Annotated in this window: 19 protein-coding genes; 8 read left to right on the top strand and 11 right to left on the bottom strand. The window is 64.6% G+C overall.

Translation table 11 applies throughout. The annotated features are described in order from the left end of the window. Positions 1-99 precede the first annotated feature (99 nt). The 6 genes from AC56LV_RS01375 to cobA are packed head-to-tail and all read left to right on the top strand — an operon-like array spanning position 100 to position 6,075. A complete protein-coding gene (locus AC56LV_RS01375) occupies positions 100-1,788 on the top strand; it encodes a nitrite/sulfite reductase (protein ID WP_499555448.1) in 1,689 nt (562 codons plus the stop codon). Further along, positions 1,781-2,332 carry a DUF934 domain-containing protein gene (locus tag AC56LV_RS01370; RefSeq protein WP_499555446.1) on the top strand — a complete coding sequence of 184 codons (552 nt, stop codon included), beginning with the start codon at positions 1,781-1,783 and terminating at the stop codon, positions 2,330-2,332. The genes AC56LV_RS01375 and AC56LV_RS01370 overlap by 8 nt, the downstream gene beginning before the upstream one ends. Before the next feature lie 9 nt (positions 2,333-2,341). Beyond that, positions 2,342-3,058, top strand: a complete 717-nt coding sequence (locus AC56LV_RS01365) for a phosphoadenylyl-sulfate reductase (RefSeq protein ID WP_499555444.1) — start codon at positions 2,342-2,344, stop codon at positions 3,056-3,058. Positions 3,059-3,082: 24 nt separating this feature from the next. Then, positions 3,083-4,015 (top strand): sulfate adenylyltransferase subunit CysD, encoded by a 933-nt coding sequence (gene cysD, locus AC56LV_RS01360; protein WP_499555443.1) that lies wholly within the window; start codon positions 3,083-3,085, stop codon positions 4,013-4,015. Beyond that, positions 4,015-5,340: a sulfate adenylyltransferase subunit 1 gene (locus tag AC56LV_RS01355; protein ID WP_499555441.1), complete on the top strand. Its 1,326-nt coding sequence runs from the start codon at positions 4,015-4,017 to the stop codon at positions 5,338-5,340. The genes cysD and AC56LV_RS01355 overlap by 1 nt, the downstream gene beginning before the upstream one ends. 15 nt (positions 5,341-5,355) lie before the next feature. Beyond that, entirely contained in the window at positions 5,356-6,075 is a 720-nt protein-coding gene (gene cobA, locus AC56LV_RS01350) for a uroporphyrinogen-III C-methyltransferase (protein ID WP_499555440.1), read from the top strand. Between the two features lie 182 nt (positions 6,076-6,257). Here the strand turns inward: cobA and AC56LV_RS01345 are convergent, their stop codons facing one another. The 3 genes from AC56LV_RS01345 to lptF are packed head-to-tail and all read right to left on the bottom strand — an operon-like array spanning position 6,258 to position 8,965. Further along, positions 6,258-6,629, bottom strand: a complete 372-nt coding sequence (locus tag AC56LV_RS01345; RefSeq protein WP_499555438.1) for a sirohydrochlorin chelatase — start codon at positions 6,627-6,629, stop codon at positions 6,258-6,260. Next, entirely contained in the window at positions 6,630-7,814 is a 1,185-nt protein-coding gene (lptG, locus tag AC56LV_RS01340) for an LPS export ABC transporter permease LptG (RefSeq protein WP_499555436.1), read from the bottom strand. Next, complete coding sequence (lptF, locus tag AC56LV_RS01335; RefSeq protein WP_499555435.1) at positions 7,811-8,965, bottom strand: LPS export ABC transporter permease LptF; 1,155 nt, start codon at positions 8,963-8,965, stop codon at positions 7,811-7,813. Before lptF ends, lptG begins: the two co-directional genes overlap by 4 nt. 63 nt (positions 8,966-9,028) lie before the next feature. Between lptF and AC56LV_RS01330 the strand changes: the two genes are divergently transcribed. After that, positions 9,029-10,522 (top strand): leucyl aminopeptidase, encoded by a 1,494-nt coding sequence (locus AC56LV_RS01330; protein ID WP_499555434.1) that lies wholly within the window; start codon positions 9,029-9,031, stop codon positions 10,520-10,522. Between the two features lie 136 nt (positions 10,523-10,658). On the opposite strand, the gene AC56LV_RS01325 is transcribed toward AC56LV_RS01330, so the two are convergent. The 3 genes from AC56LV_RS01325 to AC56LV_RS01315 all read right to left on the bottom strand — a co-directional run bounded on the left by AC56LV_RS01325 (position 10,659) and on the right by AC56LV_RS01315 (position 11,719). Further along, the gene (locus AC56LV_RS01325) at positions 10,659-11,045 is read right to left on the bottom strand and encodes a hypothetical protein (protein WP_499555432.1); all 387 of its coding nucleotides are present in this window, start codon (positions 11,043-11,045) and stop codon (positions 10,659-10,661) included. A gap of 124 nt (positions 11,046-11,169) precedes the next feature. Continuing rightward, entirely contained in the window at positions 11,170-11,358 is a 189-nt protein-coding gene (locus AC56LV_RS01320; RefSeq protein ID WP_499555430.1) for a DUF1653 domain-containing protein, read from the bottom strand. Between the two features lie 13 nt (positions 11,359-11,371). After that, on the bottom strand, positions 11,372-11,719 hold the full coding sequence (locus tag AC56LV_RS01315) for a phiTE_015 family protein (RefSeq protein WP_183550317.1): 348 nt from the start codon (positions 11,717-11,719) through the stop codon (positions 11,372-11,374). A 455-nt stretch (positions 11,720-12,174) separates the two neighbouring features. On the opposite strand from AC56LV_RS01315, the gene xth reads away from it, so the two are divergent. Next, positions 12,175-12,942 carry an exodeoxyribonuclease III gene (gene xth, locus AC56LV_RS01310; RefSeq protein WP_499555428.1) on the top strand — a complete coding sequence of 256 codons (768 nt, stop codon included), beginning with the start codon at positions 12,175-12,177 and terminating at the stop codon, positions 12,940-12,942. Here xth and AC56LV_RS01305 read toward each other — a convergent pair. The 5 genes from AC56LV_RS01305 to prpB form a co-directional block, all read right to left on the bottom strand. After that, positions 12,939-15,569, bottom strand: coding sequence for a bifunctional diguanylate cyclase/phosphodiesterase (locus AC56LV_RS01305; RefSeq protein ID WP_499555426.1), 2,631 nt, complete (start codon positions 15,567-15,569; stop codon positions 12,939-12,941). The two genes, xth and AC56LV_RS01305, sit on opposite strands and share 4 nt — an antisense overlap. Positions 15,570-15,661: 92 nt before the next feature. Then, the gene (prpF, locus tag AC56LV_RS01300) at positions 15,662-16,855 is read right to left on the bottom strand and encodes a 2-methylaconitate cis-trans isomerase PrpF (protein ID WP_499555424.1); all 1,194 of its coding nucleotides are present in this window, start codon (positions 16,853-16,855) and stop codon (positions 15,662-15,664) included. Continuing rightward, positions 16,852-19,452, bottom strand: coding sequence for a Fe/S-dependent 2-methylisocitrate dehydratase AcnD (gene acnD, locus AC56LV_RS01295; RefSeq protein WP_499555422.1), 2,601 nt, complete (start codon positions 19,450-19,452; stop codon positions 16,852-16,854). The genes prpF and acnD overlap by 4 nt, the downstream gene beginning before the upstream one ends. A gap of 4 nt (positions 19,453-19,456) precedes the next feature. After that, positions 19,457-20,617, bottom strand: coding sequence for a bifunctional 2-methylcitrate synthase/citrate synthase (gene prpC, locus AC56LV_RS01290; protein WP_499555420.1), 1,161 nt, complete (start codon positions 20,615-20,617; stop codon positions 19,457-19,459). An 11-nt stretch (positions 20,618-20,628) separates the two neighbouring features. Beyond that, positions 20,629-21,519, bottom strand: a complete 891-nt coding sequence (prpB, locus tag AC56LV_RS01285) for a methylisocitrate lyase (RefSeq protein WP_499555418.1) — start codon at positions 21,517-21,519, stop codon at positions 20,629-20,631. Between the last annotated feature and the right edge of the window lie 119 nt (positions 21,520-21,638).

The raw sequence follows: 21,638 nt of genomic DNA, 5'->3' as shown, positions 1-21,638 counted from the left end.
GCAAATAAATTATCCGTAGTTTGGAATATAAGCCGATCTCCGTATCATCGGACCATTATTGAATGGGCGTGCACTATCCGCCCTTACCGGAACAAGCCCATGTATCGTTACGACCAGTACGACCACCTCATCGTGCGCGAGCGCATCGCCCAGTACCGCGACCAGGTAGCGCGCCGCCTCAGCGGTGAGTTGCTCGAAGAAGAATTCATCCCGCTGCGCCTGCAGAACGGCCTGTACATGCAGCGCCACGCCTACATGCTGCGCGTCGCCGTGCCCTATGGCCTGCTGTCGAGCGCCCAGGTGCGCATGTTCGGCCACATCGCCCGCACCTACGACCGCGGCTACGGCCACTTCACCACGCGCCAGAACATCCAGTACAACTGGATCGAGCTGGAGCAGACCCCGGACATCCTCACCGACCTGGCCTCGGTCGAGATGCACGCCATCCAGACTTCGGGCAATTGCATCCGCAACATCACCACCGATGAATTCGCCGGTGTGGCGGCTGACGAGATCGTCGATCCGCGCCCGTTCGCCGAGATCCTGCGTCAGTGGAGCACCTTCCACCCGGAATTTGCCGCCCTGCCCCGCAAGTTCAAGGTTGCGATCAATGGCGCACTGGAAGACCGCGCGGCCATCGCCGTGCACGATATCGGCCTGACCGTCGTCGTCAACGACGCTGGCGAAGTCGGTTTCAAGTTCATGGCCGGCGGCGGCATGGGCCGCACGCCGATCCTGGGCAGCGTCATGCGCGAGTTCCTGCCATGGCAGCACCTGCTGACCTACACCGAAGCCGTGATGCGCGTGTACAACCAGAACGGTCGTCGCGACAACAAGTACAAGGCACGTATCAAGATTTTGCTTAAGGCCATGGGCGTCGAGGAATTCACGCGCCAGGTCGAAGCCGAATGGGCCGACCTGAAGGATGGCCCTGAAACGCTGACGCAGGAAGAATTCGACCGCGTTGCCAAGTGGTTCCAGCCGCACGCCTATCGCACGCTCGAGACGATCGACGTCGCGGCCTCGCAGCCAGACAACAAGCCGTTCGCGAACTGGCTCGATCGCAACGTCAAGCCGCACAAGGTGCCGGGTTACGCCGCCGTGCTGCTGTCGCTGAAGAAAACCGGCGTGCCGCCGGGCGACGCCACTGACGGGCAACTCGATTTCGTGGCCGATCTGGCCGACCAGTTCAGCTTTGGCGAGGTGCGCGTGACGCACGAGCAGAACCTGGTACTGGCCGACGTCGAGCAAAGCCAGTTGTTCGCGCTGTGGCAATTGCTCAAGTCGCAGGGCCTGGCAACGCCGAACATTGGTCTCCTGACCGACATCATTGCCTGCCCGGGCGGCGACTATTGCTCGCTGGCCAATGCCAAGTCGCTGCCGATTGCCGCGGCCATTGCCGAGCGCTTCGACGACCTGGACTTCCAGCACGACATCGGCGACATCGAACTGAATATCTCGGGCTGCATCAATGCCTGCGGCCACCACCACGTCGGCAATATCGGCATCCTGGGCGTGGACAAGGATGGCAGCGAGTGGTACCAGGTCTCGGTCGGCGGCGCGCAGGGCAACACCTCGGCCATCGGCAAGATCATCGGCCCGTCGTTCTCGGCCCCGCAAATGCCGGAAGTCATCGGGCGCCTGCTCGAGACGTATGTGCAGTGTCGGATCGAAGGTGAGCGCTTCGTCGACACCGTGGGCCGCCTGGGCATCGCCCCATTCAAGGAACATCTGTATGCCACGCCGATTCCGGTCGGCGAACCTGCGAAGGAAGATCAGTATGCTTGACGCTCACCCACAGATCATCAAGGGCCGCGAAGTCGTCGCCGACGACTGGAGCGTGCTGCGTCTTGCAGAAACCGACACGCCCGAGACGGTTGACGTCCCGGCCGGCAAGATCATCGTGCCGCTGACCGTCTGGCTGGCGCAGCGTGCTGCGCTGGAGACGCGCGCCGAGCTCGGCGTATGGCTGGCGCCCGACGAGCGCGCGGAGAGCATCAAGGACGATCTGGGCCGCTTTGCGGTCATCGCGGTCGACTTCCCGAAGTTCACCGATGGCCGTGGCTATTCGACCGCCTTCAACCTGCGCCGCCGCCTGGGCTGGACGGGCGAACTGCGCGCCATCGGCGACGTGCTGCGCGACCAGTTGTTCCAGATGCAGCGCTGCGGCTTCGATGCATTTGCCACCCGCCAGGACCGCAGCATCCACGATGCGCTCAAGGGCTTGTCGGTGTTTTCGGAAACCTACCAGGCCTCGATCGACAATCCGGTGCCGTTGTTCCGCCGCGTGCCGCGGGAAAACCCGGCGCCGCCCGCCGACGTTGCCAGCTAGGAGCCCTTCATGAGCGATCTGCATCGTCGCGTGGCCGAGACCAGCGCGATCCTGGAACGTATTGCCCGTGATTTCACGCCGGCCGTGTTCGCATCGAGCCTGGCGGCCGAAGACATGGTGCTGACCGACCTGATCCTGAAGGCAGAATTGCCAATTGCGATCTTCTCGCTCGAGACAGGCCGCCTGCATGCCGAGACACTGGCCATGATCGATCGCGTCAAGGACACTTACGACTACGATATCGCCCTGTTCCGCCCCGACCCGCTGGCGGTCGAGCGCTACGTCACGCAGAACGGCCTGAATGCGTTCTACGAGAGCGTGGACATGCGCAAGGAATGCTGCCGCATCCGCAAGGTCGAGCCACTCGGCCGCGCACTGGCCGGCAAGCGGGCCTGGATCACGGGCCAGCGCCGCGCGCAGTCGGCCACCCGCGCCGAACTGGCGGTGCAGGAAGACGATCTCGGCCACGCCATGCAGAAGTTCAATCCATTGACGGACTGGAGCGAAGAGAACGTCTGGGAGTATCTGCGCTCGAACAATGTGCCGTACAACGCGCTGCACGATCGCGGCTTTCCGTCGATCGGCTGCGAACCGTGCACCCGCGCCGTGCAGCCCGGCGAAGATGTGCGCGCCGGCCGCTGGTGGTGGGAAAACCCGGAATCAAAAGAATGCGGGCTGCACGTGGTTGACGGCAAACTTATCCGCATCAAATCCGTGGCTGCCTAAGCCACAACAACAACAGGCACAGCCATGACATCTGTTACCGAGAGCATCTTTAACGAAGTAAACGCCGCCCACCTGGACGCGCTGGAGTCCGAAGCGATCCACATCCTGCGCGAAGTGGCCGCCGAATGCAGCAACCCCGCCCTGCTGTTCTCGGGCGGCAAGGACTCGGTCGTCCTGCTGCGCCTGGCCGAAAAAGCCTTCCGCCCCGGCAGTTTTCCGTTCCCGCTCGTGCACATCGACACCGGTCATAATTTCGACGAAGTGATTGCCTTCCGCGACGCCCGCGCCGCTGAACTGGGCGAACGCCTGATCGTCGGCAGCGTCGAGGAATCGATCCGCCGCGGCACGGTTCGCCTGCGCAATCCTGCCACCGATTCGCGCAACGCCGCCCAGGCCGTCACGCTGCTGGAAACCATCGCCGAACACGGCTTCGACGCCTGCATCGGTGGCGCGCGCCGCGACGAAGAAAAAGCCCGCGCCAAGGAACGCATCTTTTCGTTCCGCGACGAATTCGGCCAGTGGGACCCGAAAGCCCAGCGCCCTGAACTGTGGGACCTGTATAACACCCGCGTCCATCCGGGCGAAAACATGCGCGTGTTCCCGATCTCGAACTGGACCGAGCTCGATGTGTGGCAATACATCGCCCGCGAGAAACTGGCGCTGCCGTCGATCTATTTCGCGCACCAGCGCGACGTCATCGAACGCAATGGCCTCCTGGTGCCGCTCACGCCCTTGACCCCGGCGCGCGATGGCGAGACGGTCGAGAACCGCACCGTGCGCTTCCGGACCGTGGGCGACATCTCGTGCACCTGCCCGGTGGCCTCCAGCGCCGATTCGCTGGCCGACATCATTGCCGAGACGGCGATTACCGACATCACTGAGCGGGGCGCCACGCGCATGGATGACCAGACCTCCGAAGCCTCGATGGAAAAACGCAAGAAAGCAGGATACTTCTGATGAACGCCATGACTGACCTCAACGCCAACGGCGACACCAAGGCCAACCGTTCCTTGCTGCGCTTCATCACCGCCGGCTCCGTCGACGATGGCAAGAGCACGCTGATCGGCCGCCTGCTGTTCGACAGCAAGGGCATCTTCGCCGACCAGCTGGCCGCCGTCTCGCGTGCCAAGCACAAGCGCACCGTGGGCGACACGATCGACCTGTCGCTGCTGACCGACGGCCTCGAAGCCGAGCGCGAACAGGGCATCACGATCGACGTGGCCTACCGCTACTTCGCCACGCCCAAGCGCAAGTTCATCATCGCCGACACGCCGGGCCACGAGCAGTACACGCGCAATATGGTCACGGGCGCATCGACCGCCGACGCCGTCATCATCCTGATCGACGTGTCTAAGGTCACGCTGCGCGAAGATGGCGGCGTCGACCTGCTCACGCAAACCAAACGCCATTCGACGATCGCGAAACTGCTGCAGATCGAGCACGTCGTGGTGGCCGTCAACAAGATGGACCTGATCGGTTACGACCAGGCAGTCTACGACCGCATCGTCGCCGAGTACCAGAATTTCGCCGCGTCGCTGGGCCTGAAGGACATCACGGCCATTCCGCTGTCGGCGCTCACCGGCGACAACGTGGTGGAAAAATCGACGAATACGCCGTGGTACAGCGGCCCGACGCTGATCGACCTGCTCGAATCGCTGTCGGTCTACGACGAGTCGCACAGCGCCCCGTTCCGCTTCCCAGTGCAGCTGGTGGCGCGCCACAACGGCCATGCGGCCAAGGATTTCCGTGGCTATATGGGCCGCATCGAATCGGGCGTCGTCAACGTGGGCGACACGCTGGTGGTGCAGCCGTCCGGCCAGAGCGCGACGGTGAAAGAGATCGTCACCTTCGACGGTTCGCTGCAGTCGGCGACGGCCGGCCAGTCGGTGACGCTGGTGCTGAACGAATACGTGGATGTCTCGCGCGGTGACATGCTGGCCGGTAGCGCGCAGCCGGCGACCTTGCTCAAGCAAGTCACGGCCGACGTCTGCTGGATGGCCGACGAGCCGCTCGACCTGCGCCGCAAGTACTGGCTCAAGCACGGCACGCGCCAGACGGCAGCCAGGTTCGCGCGCATCGACACGCTGCTGGACGTGAACACGCAACAGCGCCATCCGGCCGAGGGCCTCAAGCTCAACGACATCGCACGCGTCCAACTGACTGTCCAGCAGCCGCTGGCGGCCGATGCCTACGATGCGATCCGGGCAACCGGCGCGTTCATCCTGATCGACGAAGTCACCCATCAGACCGTGGCCGCAGGTATGATCCGCATCGACGCATAACAACGAAGGGGCGGTATGGCGGCACTGGGCAAAGTCTATCTGGTGGGAGCAGGCCCCGGCGCGGCCGACCTGATCACGGTGCGCGGCGCGCGCCTGCTGGCAGCCGCCGACGTGGTGCTGTACGACGCGCTGGTCACGCCCGAGATGCTGGCGCTGTGCGAGCGGGCCGACAAAATCTCGGTCGGCAAGCGCTCGGGCCAGCGTTCGATGGCGCAGACCGTGATCAACGGGCAGTTAGTGGAGTGTGCGCACAAGTATGCGCTGGTCGTGCGCCTCAAAGGCGGCGACCCGATGCTGTTTGGCCGCGCCGATGAAGAAATGCGGGCGCTTGAGGCCGAAGGGATCGAGGTCGAAGTCGTACCGGGGATTACCACCGCCGTTGCGGCAGCGGCAGCCACCAAGCAGCCGCTGACCAAGCGTGGTGTGGCGCGCAGCGTGGCGTTCTTCACGTCGAGCACCGCGCCCGATGAACCGGACCATCCTGCCCTGCCCGAAACCGATACGCTGGTCCAGTACATGGGCGGACGCGAGGCCGCTGCCACTGCAGAACGGTTACTGGCCGAAGGCCGGCGTGCCGACCTGCCGGTGGTCGTGGTGGAAAATTGCAGTCGCGTCGATCAACGCATCCTGCGTTTGACGCTGACGGACCTGGCGCGCGGACTGGAGCCGGGTCACGGGCCGGTGCTGGTCATGATGGGTGAGGCGCTGGCGCGGCGCGAGCACCAGCCGGATTGATTCCCGTTGGTTGAACGCGTGGACGGGATACCCGTCCACCCTACCTGCTACCTTGACACCATACGCGTCGACGGAATACCCATCCATGCACCGGTTGCCTTGACACCGTACGCGCGGACGGATACCCGTCATGCACCGGTTGCCTTGACACCGTAGGGTGGACGGATTCTCCGTCCACGCGTTCAGCCACCCAACGAATTGACGCAGTAATCGGTCATCGCCCGCTGCACGCCCGGATCCTCACCGATGGCGCCGGCGACATTGAGCGTCAAGTCCGGATGCGCCGCGCGCACCTCTTCGCACAGCGCGGGCAGATCCCGCAGCAAATGACCACCCTTCCCCAGGAACACCGGCACGACCGTGATGTCGTCGATGCCCTGCGCGCGCATGGCGTCGATGGTATCGGGAAGACTCGGCGTCATCAGTTCCAGGAACGCCAGCTCCACGACCGCACCGGCGACACGTTCACGCGTCTGGTCGCGCAAGCGCTCGAAAGGAACTGCCCATGACGCGGCGCGCGCGCCGTGGGCAAACAGGATTAAACCACGTTGCATTTAATGTCGCTCCACCCACCACAGCGCACCGAGCGCCATAAGCAGGAATAACAGGCTGGGTGCCAGCGCAGTAAAGAACGCAGGCAGGATGGTCAGCACACCGAGGTGCGAGAACAGGGAATTGATGAGCAGGAAGCTCACGCCGATCATGATGCCGATGAAGATCTTCAGGCTCACGCCGCCGCTGCGCGTGTGCAGGTAGGCAAACGGCAGCGCCAGCGCCATCAGGACGAAAATCGAAAACGGATCGATGACCTTTTTCCAGAACGCGACCTTGAAGCGCTCCGTCTCTTGCCGGTTCTCGGCCAGGTGGCGTGTGTAGACGGCCAGTTCGGCCGCCGACATGCGCTCGGGATCCGAGCGCGACACCGACAGGATCTTCGGCGTGATCTCGGAGGCCAGCGTGTAGGTGGCCAGCTTGCGCGTCGCAATGGCCGCGGTTTCCTGGCCATACGTGCTCTGGATGGTCTGCCCCTCCGGCACGGCCGAACCAGGCGCCGGCAACTCGCGGCTGTTGGTGAACATCGTTTCCGTCACATCCGTCAGGCGCCACGTGTTGTTGCCGCCATAGGTGCCGCGCGCCGCCGTCACGAGCGAGCGCATGCGCATATTGTTGTCGAACTCGTAGAGCCGCACATCTTCGAGCTGGCCGTCGGCCGCGATGCGGCGCACGTTGAAGAAGCGCGAGCCGGTGATGGTGCCGCGCACGCCGTTTTCGTGCACGCTGTCCTTGGTCCACATGCCCGAGCGGAACTCGGCCGAGACCGAGCCGCCTTTGGCCGTTAAGCGCATGCGCTCGGCGATCGGCGCCGTTCGCGGGGTAATCAGCTCCCCGAAAATGAATGTCACCACGACGAAGATGGCGCCGATCTTGAACAGCATCCAGGCCGCATGCCGGGTCGACATCGACGAGGCGCGCATGATGGTGAACTCGGAGCTCGAGGCAAATTGCGCCATCGTGTAGATGGTGCCGATCAGCGCGGCCACCGGCATCACCTGGTACACATTGCCCGGCACGAGCAGCAGCACGTACAGGAACGCATGCTGCATGCCGAAGTCGTTCTTGCCGACCGATGGCAGGATGCTGGTCAGGTCCATGAAGGCGACGAGCGCCAGGAATGCGGCCAGCACGAAGGCCACCGCCTGGAAGATATTGATTGCGAAGTAGCGCTGGAGGATTTTCATTCGACGGCTGCCTCGTCACGCTTGTGCAGCGGCTGCGGCTTGCGCAGGCGGCGCTTGAAGGCGCTCAGCATGACCAGCGGATGGTATGGGTGGTTCACGTTCAGGCGCCAGGCAAACAGGCCCGCCACGCACAGCAGCGCGAACAGGTGCAGCGGCCACCAGCCCATGGCAAACGCCAGCTTGCCCTGCTTGACGCTGGCTTCGGACAGCCGCACCAGATTGTTATAGGTGAAGAAGATCAGCAGCGCCAGGATCATGTTGGCCGACGACCCCGCGCGCGGGTTGACGAAGCCGAGCGGGATCGCCAGCAGCATCAGGATCAGGCAGGTGATCGGCGCGGCGATGCGCGCCAGCAGTTCGGCCTGCGTAAAGCGGTTGGGCGCGAGCAGCAGCGCGGGCGTGGACAACGCCGCCACCGGGATATCGGCGCCCAGCATTGGGGCCTGCGTGGCCACGCGCATGCTGTAGCGCTCGAACTCCATCGTCTGGAAATTGGCCTGGCCCGGAATGCCTTCGTAGCGGCGCCCGTTGCTCAGCACGAGGAACTGGCCGCCCTTGCCGTCCGATTCGATCACGCCCTGCTTGGCCACCACGACCGAGTGCGTGTTGCCGCTGACGCTGTTGACGAACACGTTCTGCACGACGGTCGTGCCTTCGGCGCTGCGCTCGACGAAGAACACGCGGTCGTTCGAACTCGATTCGCGGAACTGGCCCGGCGCAACGCGCTGCAGGTCTTCGCGCTTCTGGAAACGCTCGACGAATTCGGCGCTCTTCATCTTGGCCCACGGCGTGACGACCAGCGACAGCGCGGCCACGACGAACACCATCGGCAGGCCGAGGGTGAGCACGGGCCGGATCCACGCCAGCAGCGACTGGCCGGATGCGAACCAGACGACCATTTCCGAATCGCGGTAACTGCGCGTGACGGCGGCGACGACGGCGATGAAGCAGGTGAGGATCAGGATGATCGGCAGCAGCTCGGCGCTGCGGAACACGATCAGCGACAGCACGTCGCCGGACGCGACCTTGCCGCCCGCCGCGCGGCCAAGAATGGCGATCAGCGTCCAGGTCACAAGAATGGAAAACAGCACCGTGAAGGTCGCGCCAGCGGCGCTTGCCAACTCACGTTGCAGGGAACGTCGGAAGATCATTCAATAGAGTCGTTATAATTGCAGATTAGGCAGTCCGCCGCGAACAACGAATCGGAGAACCAAATGGACTTTAGCATAAAAGCATTCGACACAAAAAACACCCTGGCAGCGGCGAAGACCGGCTGTGTAGCAGTGGCGGTGTTCGAAAATAAAAAATTGTCGGCTGCAGCAAAAGCACTCGACGTGAATGGCGAGATCAGCGCGGCGGTCAAGTCCGGCGACATCAGCGGCAAGCCTGGTTCGACCCTGCTGCTGCGCGGCGTTGCGGGCGTGACTGCGGCGCGCGTGCTGCTCGTCGGCCTGGGCGCTGACGAGATCGTTTCCCAGAAAAGCTTCACCACGGGCGCGACGGCCGCCCTGAAAATGTTCGCCACGCTGGGTTCCACGGACGCCATTATCGCATTCCCGCTCGACAGCGTGAAAGAACGCGATGCCAACTGGGCGCTGCAGGCGCTGGTGCTGGCTTCGAGCGACGCCGAATACCGTACCGACGCACAAAAAAGCAAGAAAGAACCGGCACCCGCCGGCGTGCGCAAGGTCGTCATCGCCACGCCGGATGCCGGCAGCGCCAAGGCCGCCCTGGCGCAGGCCGCGGCGATTGCCAACGGCATGAAGCTCACGCGCGACCTGGGCAACCTGTCGCCGAACATCTGCACCCCGACCTACCTGGCACAAACGGCGCGCAAGCTGGCCGACGACTTCGGCTTCGGCCTCGAAGTCCTGGAACGCAAGCAGCTCGAAGCGCTCAAGATGGGCAGCTTCCTGGCAGTCGCGCGCGGCAGCGAAGAAGCGCCGAAGTTCATCGTCCTGCGCCACAACGGCGGCAAGCCGAACGACGCGCCGGTCGTCCTGGTCGGCAAGGGCATCACGTTCGACTCGGGCGGTATCTCGATCAAGCCGGGTCCGAGCATGGACGAGATGAAATACGATATGTGCGGCGCCGGTTCGGTGCTGGGTACCTTCCGCGCCATCGGCGAGATGGGCCTGAAGCTCAATGTGATCGGCATCGTCGTCGCCTGCGAAAACATGCCATCGGGTCGCGCGGCCAAGCCGGGCGACATCGTCACCGCAATGAACGGCACCACGATTGAAATCCTCAACACCGACGCCGAAGGCCGCCTGGTGCTGTGCGATGCGCTGTCGTACGCCGAGCGCTTCAACCCGGCCGTCGTGGTCGACATCGCCACGCTGACGGGCGCCTGCATCGTGGCCCTGGGCCACCACACGAGCGGCCTGTTCACCCGTGACGACGCCGCGCACGACGCGCTGGCCGACGAACTCCTCACGGCCGGCAAGCAGGCTGGCGACGTGGCGTGGCGCTTCCCGCTGGGCGAGATCTACAACGACCAGCTCAAGTCGAACTTCGCCGACCTGGCCAATATCGGCACCCCGGGCGCCGCATCGATCACGGCCGCGTGCTTCCTGGAGAACTTCACCCGCAAGTACACCTGGGCCCACCTCGACATCGCCGGCACCGCCTGGAAATCGGGCGCCGCCAAGGGCGCCACGGGCCGCCCGGTGCCGCTCCTGACCACGTTCCTGATGAATCGCGTGTAAGCACTCCGCACACCATCATGTAGGGTGGACGGGTTTCCCGTCCACGCGTTCGCGAGTCCAACACGGCAACACGAAGCCGCCCCATGTTGACCGCGTGGACGGCGTAGCCGTCCACCCTACGGCCAGCGGGCCGAAGTCAGAACATGCGCGATGCCACCGGCTCGGCGCCCGCCGCTGCGGCGGACTTTTCTGCTGGCTGCATCAGTACGGTCAGCGTGGCCGGATAACCGTAACCGGCGCCCGAATAGCGGTCGACATAATGGCCGATACCCGCCGTCGTGACCAGGTTGCCGACAAGATTACTGGTGTTGAGCTGCGCCTCTACCCTCTCGGCGGCCATGGCGACACCCTGCTTCTTGCAGCTGATCGACAGCGGCCCCTTGTTGCGCGTAACGGTCACGCGGCCCGGGGCGATCACATACCAGCGGCCGGCGTCATTACTCAAGATGCAGCCAACCCCGCCAATCTCGCGGTAGTCGAGCACCGTGCGCACTTCGAGCTGCTGCATGGGGGAATCGGACATGGTCGCGCAGCCACCCAGCAAGGCAAGCACGGACAGGACTGGTAGACGGAGAAAAGGTGACATGGCAACCATCGAGAAGCGGATGCTTCTTTAACGGCAGCGGCGCACAAATACTGAGGTGGGATTAGTCGAGCGGCGCGAAACGCGGTTGCAAGGCGCCGTCGACGCAGACGCTGTCGAAGAATGCGGCACGAGGCCGCACCCAGACAGCCCCGCCCGCATCCCGGTACACGATGACCGGGGTGTCGTCGGATTCCAGCAGCGCCTCGCACACCAGCTCGTAGATGCCGCCCTTGTAGTGGCGGTAACGCATCCGGCAGACCGGGTCAGACCTTTTCGGCCTCGGCCTTCTGCTTTTTCTTCAGGCCCTGGATGACCTTGAGCACGCCTTCCATGCCGGCGGTCTCGTCCAGTTCGCTGAAAGCGTCCAGGACTTCGTTCAGCACGCTGTTGCGCACTGCCGCTTCGTCGGGCGCGATGGCTGGCACGGGGCTGCCATCCTTGCCGAACTTCGATGGTGAGTCGGCCGCGGTCTTGGCGCCATGCGCCAGGGCAGCTTGCCAGATCACCCAACGACGCTGGGTTTCGAAAACGAGGTATTCCTCGGGCTTGTCTTCGCGGCGGCGAACGATGTGGCCTTCACGCTGGGCCCATGCTTCAAATGCACTGCGCATTTCTGTCCTTTTCAATTCTGCGCCAGGATGATGAACTCCTGAACGCAATATTTCACAATAGTACCACTAGCGCACGTCGATGGCTTTAACAACTGTGTGAGCTGTCGACCACGCTGCATCGCGACAAGCCAATGGTACAATGAAAGTTGCACCTACGCAATTTTATTATTACCAAAAAGCAATCCCTCGATGCTGTCGCTTTTTGCGACAAGTACCGGACCCAACTAGTTATAGTCTCGAAGGGCAAATCGGGCAATACTTTTTGGAAAGCTACCAATGAATAGTGTCATCAGATGTTGTAATTATACCAACCCAACATGGATAACCCTATCGTTATTTCATGCATGACACCTAATCAATCCGGTAATTTCGTTAATAATAGCCGGTTGGCAAGCAATTTGCCTACACACACTTGAGCTATCAGCAACTCCACAACGTTAACTGTAGATAAACCGATGAAAATTGTCACCTGGAATGTGAATTCTTTGAAAGTTCGTCTTGCACATTTGTTGCAATGGCTGGACACCAATCCTGTTGACGTGCTCTGCATCCAGGAGACCAAGCTGACCGACGACAAATTCCCGGTCGCCGAACTCAACGCTGCCGGCTACCAGGTCGCGTTCTCGGGCCAGAAGACCTACAACGGCGTGGCAATCCTGTCCCGCTTGCCGATTGAGGATGTTGTACGCAACAATCCGCACTTCGACGATCCACAGCAGCGCCTGCTGGCCGCGACGATCGGTGGCGTGCGTTTCATCTGCGCGTACGTACCTAACGGGCAGGAAGTCGGCTCCGACAAGTATGTCTACAAGCTAGCCTGGCTGGCCGCCCTGCAAACGTGGGTGGCGGCCGAGATGGCCGCGCACCCGCAGTTCGCGATCCTCGGTGACTACAATATCGCGCCCGAGGCGCGCGATGTGCACGACGTGGCCGAGTGGGAAGGCCGGATCCACTTCTCGCTGCCCGAGCGCGGCGCGCTGCAGGCGCTCATCGCCCTGGGCCTGGCCGACGCCTTCCGCCTGTTCGAGCAGCCCGAGAAACAGTACAGCTGGTGGGATTACCGCCAGATGGCGTTTCGCCGCAACCGCGGCCTGCGCATCGATCACATCCTGCTGTCCAAGGCACTGGCCGAGCGCTGCACCGCATGCCACATCGACCGCGAGACCCGCAAATGGGAGCAGCCGTCGGACCACGCCCCCGTGGTAGCGACGCTGGCCGACTAACCAGCCAGCAGCCTGCCGATCTGCGCCGCCGGCAACGGCCGCGCAAACAGATAGCCCTGGGCAAACTCGCAGCCGAATGAGCGCAGCAGTGCGTACTGCCCTTCCGTCTCCACGCCTTCGGCCACCACCGCCAGCTGCAGGCTGTTTGCCAGCGCCATCACGGCCGCCACGATCGCGCGATCCTCGGCGCTCACTTCGAGCTCGCGCACGAAGGCACGGTCGATCTTGATCTTGCGCACCGGGAACCGCTTGAGGTACGCGAGGCTCGAATACCCCGTGCCGAAGTCGTCGATCGACAGGCACATCCCCATCGCATTCATCTGGCGCAGCGTCTCGAGCGTCTGACCGCCATGCTGCATCAGGGCTGTCTCGGTGATCTCGAATTCCACCAGGCCCGCGTCGATACCGGTTTCCTGCACGATGCTGCGGATCGAGTCGACCAGCCCATGGTGCGTGAACTGGCGCGCCGACAGGTTGATCGCGAGCGGCACGACATCCAGCCCTTCGCTGCGCCACAGCTGGTTCTGCGCGCATGCGGTGCGGATCACCCACTCGCCCACCGCCATGATCATGCCGCTCTCTTCGAGGATCGGGATGAATTCGTCCGGGCCCACCAGTTCATTGCCCCCGCGCCGCCAGCGCAGCAGCACTTCGAGCCCGTGCACGCGGCGCGTGGCGGTGCACATGATCGGCTGGTAGTGCAGCTCGAATTCGTTTCGCGCCAGCGCGCCGCGCAGGCTCGATTCGAGGTCGAAGTGGCGCGCTGCGGCCTGGTTCATGCGCTCGGTAAAAAACTGGTAATTGTTGCGGCCCGCCGCCTTGGCCTGGTACATCGCCGCGTCCGCGTGGCGCATCAGCGTATCGACGTCGCCGCCGTCCTGTGGGTACAGGCAGATGCCGATCGACGGCGAGATATGCAGGCTGCGGCCTTCGATGGCGCACGGCGAGGCCAGCGCCGCGATGATCGCGTCGCCGACCGCAGCGGCGGCAGCGCCCTCCTCGACCCCGGGCAGCAACACGACGAATTCATCGCCCCCGAGGCGCGCCACCAGGTCGCCCGGGCGCACCGAGCGCACCAGCCGGCGCGCGACTTCGCACAGCAGCTGGTCACCCACCAGGTGGCCCAGCGAATCGTTGATGGTCTTGAACCGGTCCAGGTCGAGGAAGATCAGCGCCAGGCCCGCGCCCTTGTGCGCCTCGTCGCCGCTGGCCACGCTGCGCATCGCCGCATCGAGCCGGTCCGACAGCATGGCGCGGTTGGGCAGGCCGGTCAGGCTGTCGTGGTAGGCCATGTGGTGCACGCGCGCCTCGGCCTGGCGCCGCTCGTTGATTTCTTCCTGCAGCAGCGCATTGGCGCCGGCCAGTTCGGCCGTGCGTTCGGCCACGCGCACTTCGAGCTCGTCGCGCGCGCGCCGCACGGCGTCGGCCGCTTCGCGCTGGGCCGTCACGTCGTCGACGAGCCAGACGCTGCGCCCGCGCGTGAGCGCAGCGTCGAACAGGCGCCCGGACAGGCGCGCCCAGAAGCGCGTACCGTCGCGTCGCACCATTTCATGCTCGGCCATGTGGGCCTGGCCTGCGGCGAACTGCGTCTCGGACACGGCGCGCGCTGTCATCCAGCTATCCTGGTCGGGATACAGCGCGCGCACCGGCGCGCCGTCCATGCCGCCCGGCGGCGCGCCGAACAGCTCTTCCATCTTGCGGTTGCAATGCAGCGTGCGGCCGTTCTCGACAACGGCAATGCCCAGCACCGCATTGTTCAGGATCGCCCGGTTTTCCATCAGCGCCTCGCGCAGCGACTGTTCGTCGCCCTTTTCGCGGGTGCGGTCTTCGAGCATCCAGATCGTGCCCTTGTCCGGATCGAGCGGATTGACCTGGTAGCCGATCATCAGGACCCAGGCCGGCGCGCCGTCCTTGCGCACGAGGATGCGTTCGGTGCGAAACGGCCGGCCATCCGCCAGCTGCGGATACGCCTCGGCGCCCAGCGCCCGGTACGCGTCTTCGTCCGGATACAGCACGCGCGTCGAGACGCCGATCGGCTCGTCGGCGGCATAGCCGAACATCGTGCAGAAGGCAGGATTGGCGCGCCGGATCACGCGGTTGCGGGTGAACATGACGCCGATCGACGCGTTGGTCATGATCGCCTGCATTTCACTGGCCGCCTGGCGCGCCTCCGTCACATCCTCGACGATCCAGATCGTGCCCGCGCTGCGGTTGCCCGGTTCGACGGCGCAGCCGCGCAGGCGCGCCCAGAAGGACGAACCGTCGCGGCGCCGGAACTGCTGCTCGCTCTTTTCGAACATGTCGCCCCGCCCCAGCACGGTGAACGCTTCGGTGGCCAGGGCCTGATACGCCTCGGGCGACACGCACACGTCCGGCAGCGAAATGGTATCGACTTCATGCTGCGCATAGCCGAACATTTCGCCCAGGCGCGGGTTGAATGACCGGATCTGGTCGGGCTGGGTGACGGCAATGCCGACCGGGGCATGCTCAAAGATCGCGCGCTGTTCGCGCACCGTGCGGCGCACGCCGACGAGGCCACGCGCAGGCGCGCCGGGGGCCGGTACATCAGGAACGTGCGGGGTCGAAAATCCATCCATCGTCGAGGCAGGCAAGCTGTTGGTTATCATGATCCGGCGAGTTGCCATTTAGCAACCACTGAAGGTCAATCATAACCCGTAAACACCCCGTTACTCCAGCCTCGCGCGACGAGAAAGCGACACTAGCCGGGCACCCGCACCCAGCCTTCCATCAGGACGCGTGCGCTGCGGCTCATGCTGGCTTTCGCCACGCGCCACTGCCCGTCTTCCAGGAGTGCTTCGGCGCCCACCCGCAGCGTGCCGGACGGATGGCCGAACCGCACCGCCGAGCGCTCGCCGCCGCCAGCCGCCAGGTTCACCAGCGTGCCCGGAATGGCCGCGGCCGTGCCGATTGCCACTGCCGCAGTGCCCATCATCGCGTGGTGCAGCTTGCCCATCGAAAGCGCGCGCACCAACAGGTCGATCTCGCCCGCCGCCACCTGCCGGCCACTCGACGACACATACCCGGCCGCCTTGGCCACGAACGCGACCTTCGGCGTGTGCTGGCGCTTGCCTGCCTCGTCGATGCTGGCGATGAGGCCCATGCGCAGTGCCCCGTGGGCGCGGATCGTCTCGAACACGGCCAGTGCGCGCGGGTCGCCATTGATCGCGTCCTGCAGTTCAGCGCCATCGTAGCCCAGCGCGCCGGCCTCGATGAAGATGGTCGGGATGCCCGCGTTGATCAGCGTGGCGCGCAGCACGCCCACCCCGGGCACGTCGAGTTCATCGACCAGATTCCCGGTCGGGAACATGGCGCCGCCACCGCCCTCTTCCTCGGCGGCCGGGTCCATGAACTCGAGCTGCACCTCGGCTGCCGGGAAGGTCACGCCATCGAGCTCGAAGCCGCCCGTTTCCTGCACCTGGCCTGCGGCCATCGGCACGTGCGCGAGGATGGTCTTGCCGATATTGGCTTGCCAGATGCGCACTACGGCCACCCCGTCGTGCGGCACGCGCGCCGGATCGACCAGGCCCGCGGCAATGGCGAACGGCCCGACCGCTGCCGACAGGTTGCCGCAATTGCCGCTCCAGTCGACGAACGGCTTGTCGATCGCGACCTGGCCAAACAGGTAGTCGACGTCGTGCTCAGCGCGCGCGGACGCCGCGACGACCACGGCCTTGCTGGTGCTGGACGTGGCGCCGCCCATGCCGTCGATCTGCTTGCCGTACGGGTCGGGGCTGCCGATCACGCGCAGCAGCAGCGCGTCGCGCGCGGGGCCCGCCACGCGGGCGTCGTCCGGCAGGTCATCCAGCTTGAAGAACACGCCCTTGCTGGTGCCGCCGCGCATATAGGTGGCGGCGATCCGGCGCTGCGGAGAATACGTGGTTGCGTCCATCATGCCGCCTTCACCGTCGATTCAAGGAAATCCTGCGCGAAGCGCTGCAGCACGCCGCCGGCTTCGTAGATGGCCACTTCTTCGGCCGTATCGAGCCGGCACGTCACGGCCACCTCGACCCGCTCGCCGCTCGCGCGGTTGATGACCAGCGTGAGCTCGGCGCGCGGCGTGCGCGCACCGATCACGTCGAACGTTTCGGTGCCGTCGATGGCCAGGGTGATGCGGTTCTCGCCCGGCTTGAATTCGAGCGGCAGCACGCCCATGCCCACCAGGTTGGTGCGGTGGATGCGCTCGAAGCCTTCGGCCGCAATCGCCTCGACGCCCGCCAGGCGTACGCCCTTGGCCGCCCAGTCGCGCGACGAGCCCTGACCATAGTCGGCGCCGGCGATGATGATCAACGGCTGCTTGCGCGCCATGTAATGCTCGATCGCTTCCCACATGCGGGTGACTTCACCCTCCGGCTCGATGCGCGCCAGCGAACCGGCCATCACCTTGCCATGGCTGTCCTTCACCATCTCGTTCTTGAGTGTTGGATTGGCGAACGTCGCGCGCTGCGCCGTCAGGTGGTCGCCCCGGTGCGTGGCATACGAATTGAAGTCTTCTTCAGGCAGGCCCATCTTCGCCAGGTATTCGCCAGCGGCCGAGTCGAGCAGGATCGCGTTCGACGGCGACAGGTGGTCGGTGGTGATGTTGTCACCCAGGACCGCCAGTGGCCGCATCCCCGCCAGCGGCCGGCTGCCCGCCAGCGCGCCTTCCCAGTACGGGGGCCGGCGTATATACGTGCTCTGCGCCCGCCAGTCGTACAGCGGGCTGACGGCGGCGCCATCGTCGGCCACGCGCGCAAACATCGGCGTGTAGACCTTGCGGAACTGTTCCGGCTTGACGCTTGCGGTGACCACGGCGTCGATTTCTTCCTCCGATGGCCACAGGTCGGCCAGGCGGATTTCGCGCCCGGCGCTATCCAGCCCCAGCACATCCTTCTCGATGTCGAAGCGGATCGTGCCGGCAATCGCGTACGCCACCACCAGCGGCGGCGACGCGAGGAAAGCCTGCTTCGCGTACGGGTGGATGCGGCCATCGAAATTGCGGTTGCCCGACAGGACTGCCGTTGCATACAGGTCGCGCTTGATGATTTCGTCCTGGATCACCGGGTCAAGCGCGCCGCTCATGCCGTTGCAGGTGGTGCAGGCAAAGGCGACGACGCCAAAGCCCAGCTGGTCGAGCTCCTGGCTCAGGCCTGCTTCGTCGAGGTACAGCGCCACGGCCTTCGAGCCGGGCGCCAGCGAACTTTTTACCCAGGGTTTACGGGTCAGGCCAGCGCGGTTGGCATTGCGTGCCAGGAGGCCCGCCGTGACCATATTGCGCGGGTTGCTGGTGTTGGTGCAGCTGGTGATCGCGGCGATGATGACGGCGCCATCGGGCATCTGGCCCGGTGTGTTTTCCACCACGCCCGAGATGCCGCGCGCGGCCAGTTCAGACGTCGGCACGCGCTTGTGCGGATTGGACGGCCCGGCGATATTGCGCACCACGTTCGAGAGGTCGAACGACAGCGTGCGTTCGTATTCGGCCGTCTGCAGGCTGTCGGCCCACAGGCCGGCGTGCTTTGCATACGTCTCGACCAGGTGCACGGTCGCATCGTCGCGCCCCGTCAGGCGCAGGTACTTGATGGTTTGCTCGTCGATGTAGAACATCGCGGCGGTGGCGCCGAATTCGGGCGCCATGTTCGCGATCGTCGCGCGGTCGCCCAGCGTCAGCGCAGATGCGCCAGCGCCGAAGAATTCCAGGTAGGTCGAGACGACTTTGGCATTGCGCAGGAACTCGGTCAGCGCCAGCACGACGTCGGTCGCCGTGATGCCCGGCTGCGGCTTGCCGGTCAGTTCGACGCCGACGATGTCGGGCAGGCGCATCCACGAGGCGCGGCCCAGCATCACGCTCTCGGCTTCCAGCCCGCCGACGCCGATGGCAAGCACGCCAAGCGCGTCGACCATCGGCGTGTGCGAGTCGGTGCCCACCAGCGTGTCCGGATAGGCTACCCCGCGCTCCGCCTGGATCACGGGCGACATGCGCTCGAGATTGATCTGGTGCAGGATGCCGTTCCCGGGCGGGATCACGTCGACGTTCTTGAAGGCCTTCTTGGTCCAGTCGATGAAGTGGAAGCGGTCTTCATTGCGGCGGTCTTCGATGGCGCGGTTCTTGGTGAACGCATCCGGATCGAACCCGCCGCATTCGACGGCCAGCGAATGGTCGACCACGAGCTGCGTCGGCACCACCGGGTTGACCAGCGCCGGGTCGCCGCCTTGCAGCGCGATGGCGTCGCGCAGGCCGGCCAGATCGACCAGCGCGGTCTGGCCGAGGATGTCGTGGCAGACCACGCGCGCCGGGAACCACGGAAAATCCAGATCGCGCTTGCGCTCGATGAGCTGCTTCAGCGAATCGCGCAGGGTTGCGGGCGCGCAGCGGCGCACAAGGTTTTCGGCCAGCACGCGCGACGTGTAGGGCAGCGTGGCGTAGGCACCGGGTGCGATGGCGTCGACGGCGGCGCGGGTGTCGAAGTAGTCGAGCTCCGTGCCCGGCAGGGGTGTGCGGTAATGGGTATTCATGGCGTTACCTGCGCTCTGCCAGCGGCACGAACTGCAGATCTTCCGGCCCCACGTAGTTGGCGCTCGGGCGGATGATCTTGTTGTCGATGCGCTGCTCGATGACGTGCGCCGCCCAGCCCGAGGTGCGCGCGATGACGAACAGCGGCGTGAACATCGCCGTCGGCACGCCCATCATGTGGTACGACACGGCCGAGAACCAGTCCAGGTTCGGGAACATCTTTTTCACGTCCCACATCACGGTCTCGAGGCGCTCGGCGATGTCGTACATCTTCATCGAGCCGCCCTCTTCCGACAAGGTGCGCGCCACTTCCTTGATCACCTTGTTGCGCGGGTCCGAGATCGTGTAGACCGGATGGCCGAAGCCGATCACGACTTCCTTGTTGGCCACGCGGTTGCGGATATCGGCTTCGGCTTCGTCCGGGTTGTCATAGCGCTTCTGGATGTCGTGCGCGACTTCGTTGGCGCCGCCGTGCTTCGGGCCGCGCAGTGCGCCGATCGCGCCGGTGATGGCCGAGTGCATGTCCGAGCCGGTGCCGGCGATCACGCGGGCGGTGAAGGTCGATGCATTGAATTCGTGTTCGGCGTACAGGATCAGCGACGTGTGCATCGCGCGCACCCACGATTCCTTTGGCGCGAAGCCGTGCAGCAGATGCAGGAAGTGGCCGCCGATCGAATCGTCGTCGGTATTCACGTCGATGCGTTTGCCGCTGTGGCTGAAGTGGTACCAGTACAGCAGCATCGAGCCGAACGACGCCATCAGGCGGTCGGCGATATCGCGCGCGCCGTTGATGTGGTGATCGTCCTTCTCGGGCAGCGTGCAGCCCAGGACCGACACGCCCGTGCGCATCACGTCCATCGGATGGGCATTGGCGGGCAACGCTTCGAGCGCGCTTTTCAGCGCCTGCGGCAGGCCGCGCAGCGAGCGCAGCTTGGCCTTGTAGCCGCGCAGCTCGCCGTCGTTCGGCAGCTTGCCGTGCACCAGCAGATAGGCGATTTCCTCGAATTCGCTGGTGGTGGCGATGTCGAGGATATCGTAGCCGCGGTAATGCAGATCGTTGCCCGATTTGCCGACCGAGCACAGTGCGGTGTTACCAGCGGCGACGCCGGACAGGGCGACGGATTTCTTCGGCTTGAAGGTCGGGTTTTCCTGGTTCTGCGTATTCATGTGATGTCTCCTTACTTGACTTTGTTCTGGGCAAACAGCGCGTCGAGCTTCTGCTCGTAGCTGTGGTAATCGATGCGATCATACAGTTCGGCGCGCGTCTGCATCGTGCCCAACACGTTCTGCTGCGTGCCGTCCCGGCGGATCGCGGTGTAGACGTTTTCGGCGGCCTTGTTCATCGCGCGAAACGCCGACAGCGGATACAGCACCAGGCCCACGCCGGCGCCGGCCAGCTCGTCGACGGTAAACAGCGGCGTCGCGCCAAACTCGGTGATATTGGCCAGCACCGGCACTTTGACCGCGTCGGCGAAGCGCTTGTACATGTCGAGCGTCGTCATCGCTTCCGGGAAAATCATGTCGGCGCCCGCTTCGACGCAGGCCACGGCGCGCTCGATCGCTGCGTCCAGGCCTTCGACGGCCAGCGCATCGGTGCGCGCCATGATCACGAAATCGTCATCCAGGCGCGCGTCGGCGGCGGCCCGGATGCGGTCGACCATTTCTTCCTTGCTGACGATTTCCTTGCCTGGCCGGTGGCCGCAGCGCTTGGCGCCGACCTGGTCTTCGATGTGGCAGGCAGCCGCGCCGGCTTTGCTGAGCGAACGCACGGTGCGCGCGACATTGAAGGCCGAGGCGCCAAAGCCGGTGTCGACGTCGACCAGCAACGGCAGGTCGCAGACGTCGGTGATGCGGCGCACGTCGACCAGCACGTCGTCGAGATTCGAGATCCCCAGGTCAGGCAGGCCGAGGGAGCCGGCAGCGACGCCGCCGCCGGACAGGTAGATGGCCTTGAAGCCGGCGCGCCTGGCCAGCAGCGCGTGGTTGGCATTGATCGCGCCCACGACTTGCAGCGGGGATTCATCCAGGATGGCCTGGCGGAAGGCGGCGCCTGGGGAAAGTGTGCTCATGCTGGTCCTTTGTGATTGCGGTAAGAGATCAGGCCAACGATTGCAAGCACCGTGCCAGCGCGCCTCCACCTGTCTCTTACCGCAATTTCAAGGACTTATATACGATCAGCGTCCTTTCC

The organism is Telluria sp. RB2R28, assembly GCF_059685835.1.
The sequence above is the reverse complement of the archived record's forward strand: the minus strand, read 5'-3'. Positions and strand labels throughout refer to the sequence as shown.

Bases quoted from the DNA above. Each gene is read 5' to 3' on its own strand.
- AC56LV_RS01375 (WP_499555448.1), top strand. From the start codon at position 100: ATGTATCGTTACGACCAGTACGACCACCTCATCGTGCGCGAGCGCATC.
- AC56LV_RS01370 (WP_499555446.1), top strand. From the start codon at position 1,781: ATGCTTGACGCTCACCCACAGATCATCAAGGGCCGCGAAGTCGTCGCC.
- AC56LV_RS01365 (WP_499555444.1), top strand. From the start codon at position 2,342: ATGAGCGATCTGCATCGTCGCGTGGCCGAGACCAGCGCGATCCTGGAA.
- cysD (WP_499555443.1), top strand. From the start codon at position 3,083: ATGACATCTGTTACCGAGAGCATCTTTAACGAAGTAAACGCCGCCCAC.
- AC56LV_RS01355 (WP_499555441.1), top strand. From the start codon at position 4,015: ATGAACGCCATGACTGACCTCAACGCCAACGGCGACACCAAGGCCAAC.
- cobA (WP_499555440.1), top strand. From the start codon at position 5,356: ATGGCGGCACTGGGCAAAGTCTATCTGGTGGGAGCAGGCCCCGGCGCG.
- AC56LV_RS01345 (WP_499555438.1), bottom strand. From the start codon at position 6,629: ATGCAACGTGGTTTAATCCTGTTTGCCCACGGCGCGCGCGCCGCGTCA.
- lptG (WP_499555436.1), bottom strand. From the start codon at position 7,814: ATGAAAATCCTCCAGCGCTACTTCGCAATCAATATCTTCCAGGCGGTG.
- lptF (WP_499555435.1), bottom strand. From the start codon at position 8,965: ATGATCTTCCGACGTTCCCTGCAACGTGAGTTGGCAAGCGCCGCTGGC.
- AC56LV_RS01330 (WP_499555434.1), top strand. From the start codon at position 9,029: ATGGACTTTAGCATAAAAGCATTCGACACAAAAAACACCCTGGCAGCG.
- AC56LV_RS01325 (WP_499555432.1), bottom strand. From the start codon at position 11,045: ATGTCCGATTCCCCCATGCAGCAGCTCGAAGTGCGCACGGTGCTCGAC.
- AC56LV_RS01320 (WP_499555430.1), bottom strand. From the start codon at position 11,358: ATGCGTTACCGCCACTACAAGGGCGGCATCTACGAGCTGGTGTGCGAG.
- AC56LV_RS01315 (WP_183550317.1), bottom strand. From the start codon at position 11,719: ATGCGCAGTGCATTTGAAGCATGGGCCCAGCGTGAAGGCCACATCGTT.
- xth (WP_499555428.1), top strand. From the start codon at position 12,175: ATGAAAATTGTCACCTGGAATGTGAATTCTTTGAAAGTTCGTCTTGCA.
- AC56LV_RS01305 (WP_499555426.1), bottom strand. From the start codon at position 15,569: ATGATAACCAACAGCTTGCCTGCCTCGACGATGGATGGATTTTCGACC.
- prpF (WP_499555424.1), bottom strand. From the start codon at position 16,855: ATGATGGACGCAACCACGTATTCTCCGCAGCGCCGGATCGCCGCCACC.
- acnD (WP_499555422.1), bottom strand. From the start codon at position 19,452: ATGAATACCCATTACCGCACACCCCTGCCGGGCACGGAGCTCGACTAC.
- prpC (WP_499555420.1), bottom strand. From the start codon at position 20,617: ATGAATACGCAGAACCAGGAAAACCCGACCTTCAAGCCGAAGAAATCC.
- prpB (WP_499555418.1), bottom strand. From the start codon at position 21,519: ATGAGCACACTTTCCCCAGGCGCCGCCTTCCGCCAGGCCATCCTGGAT.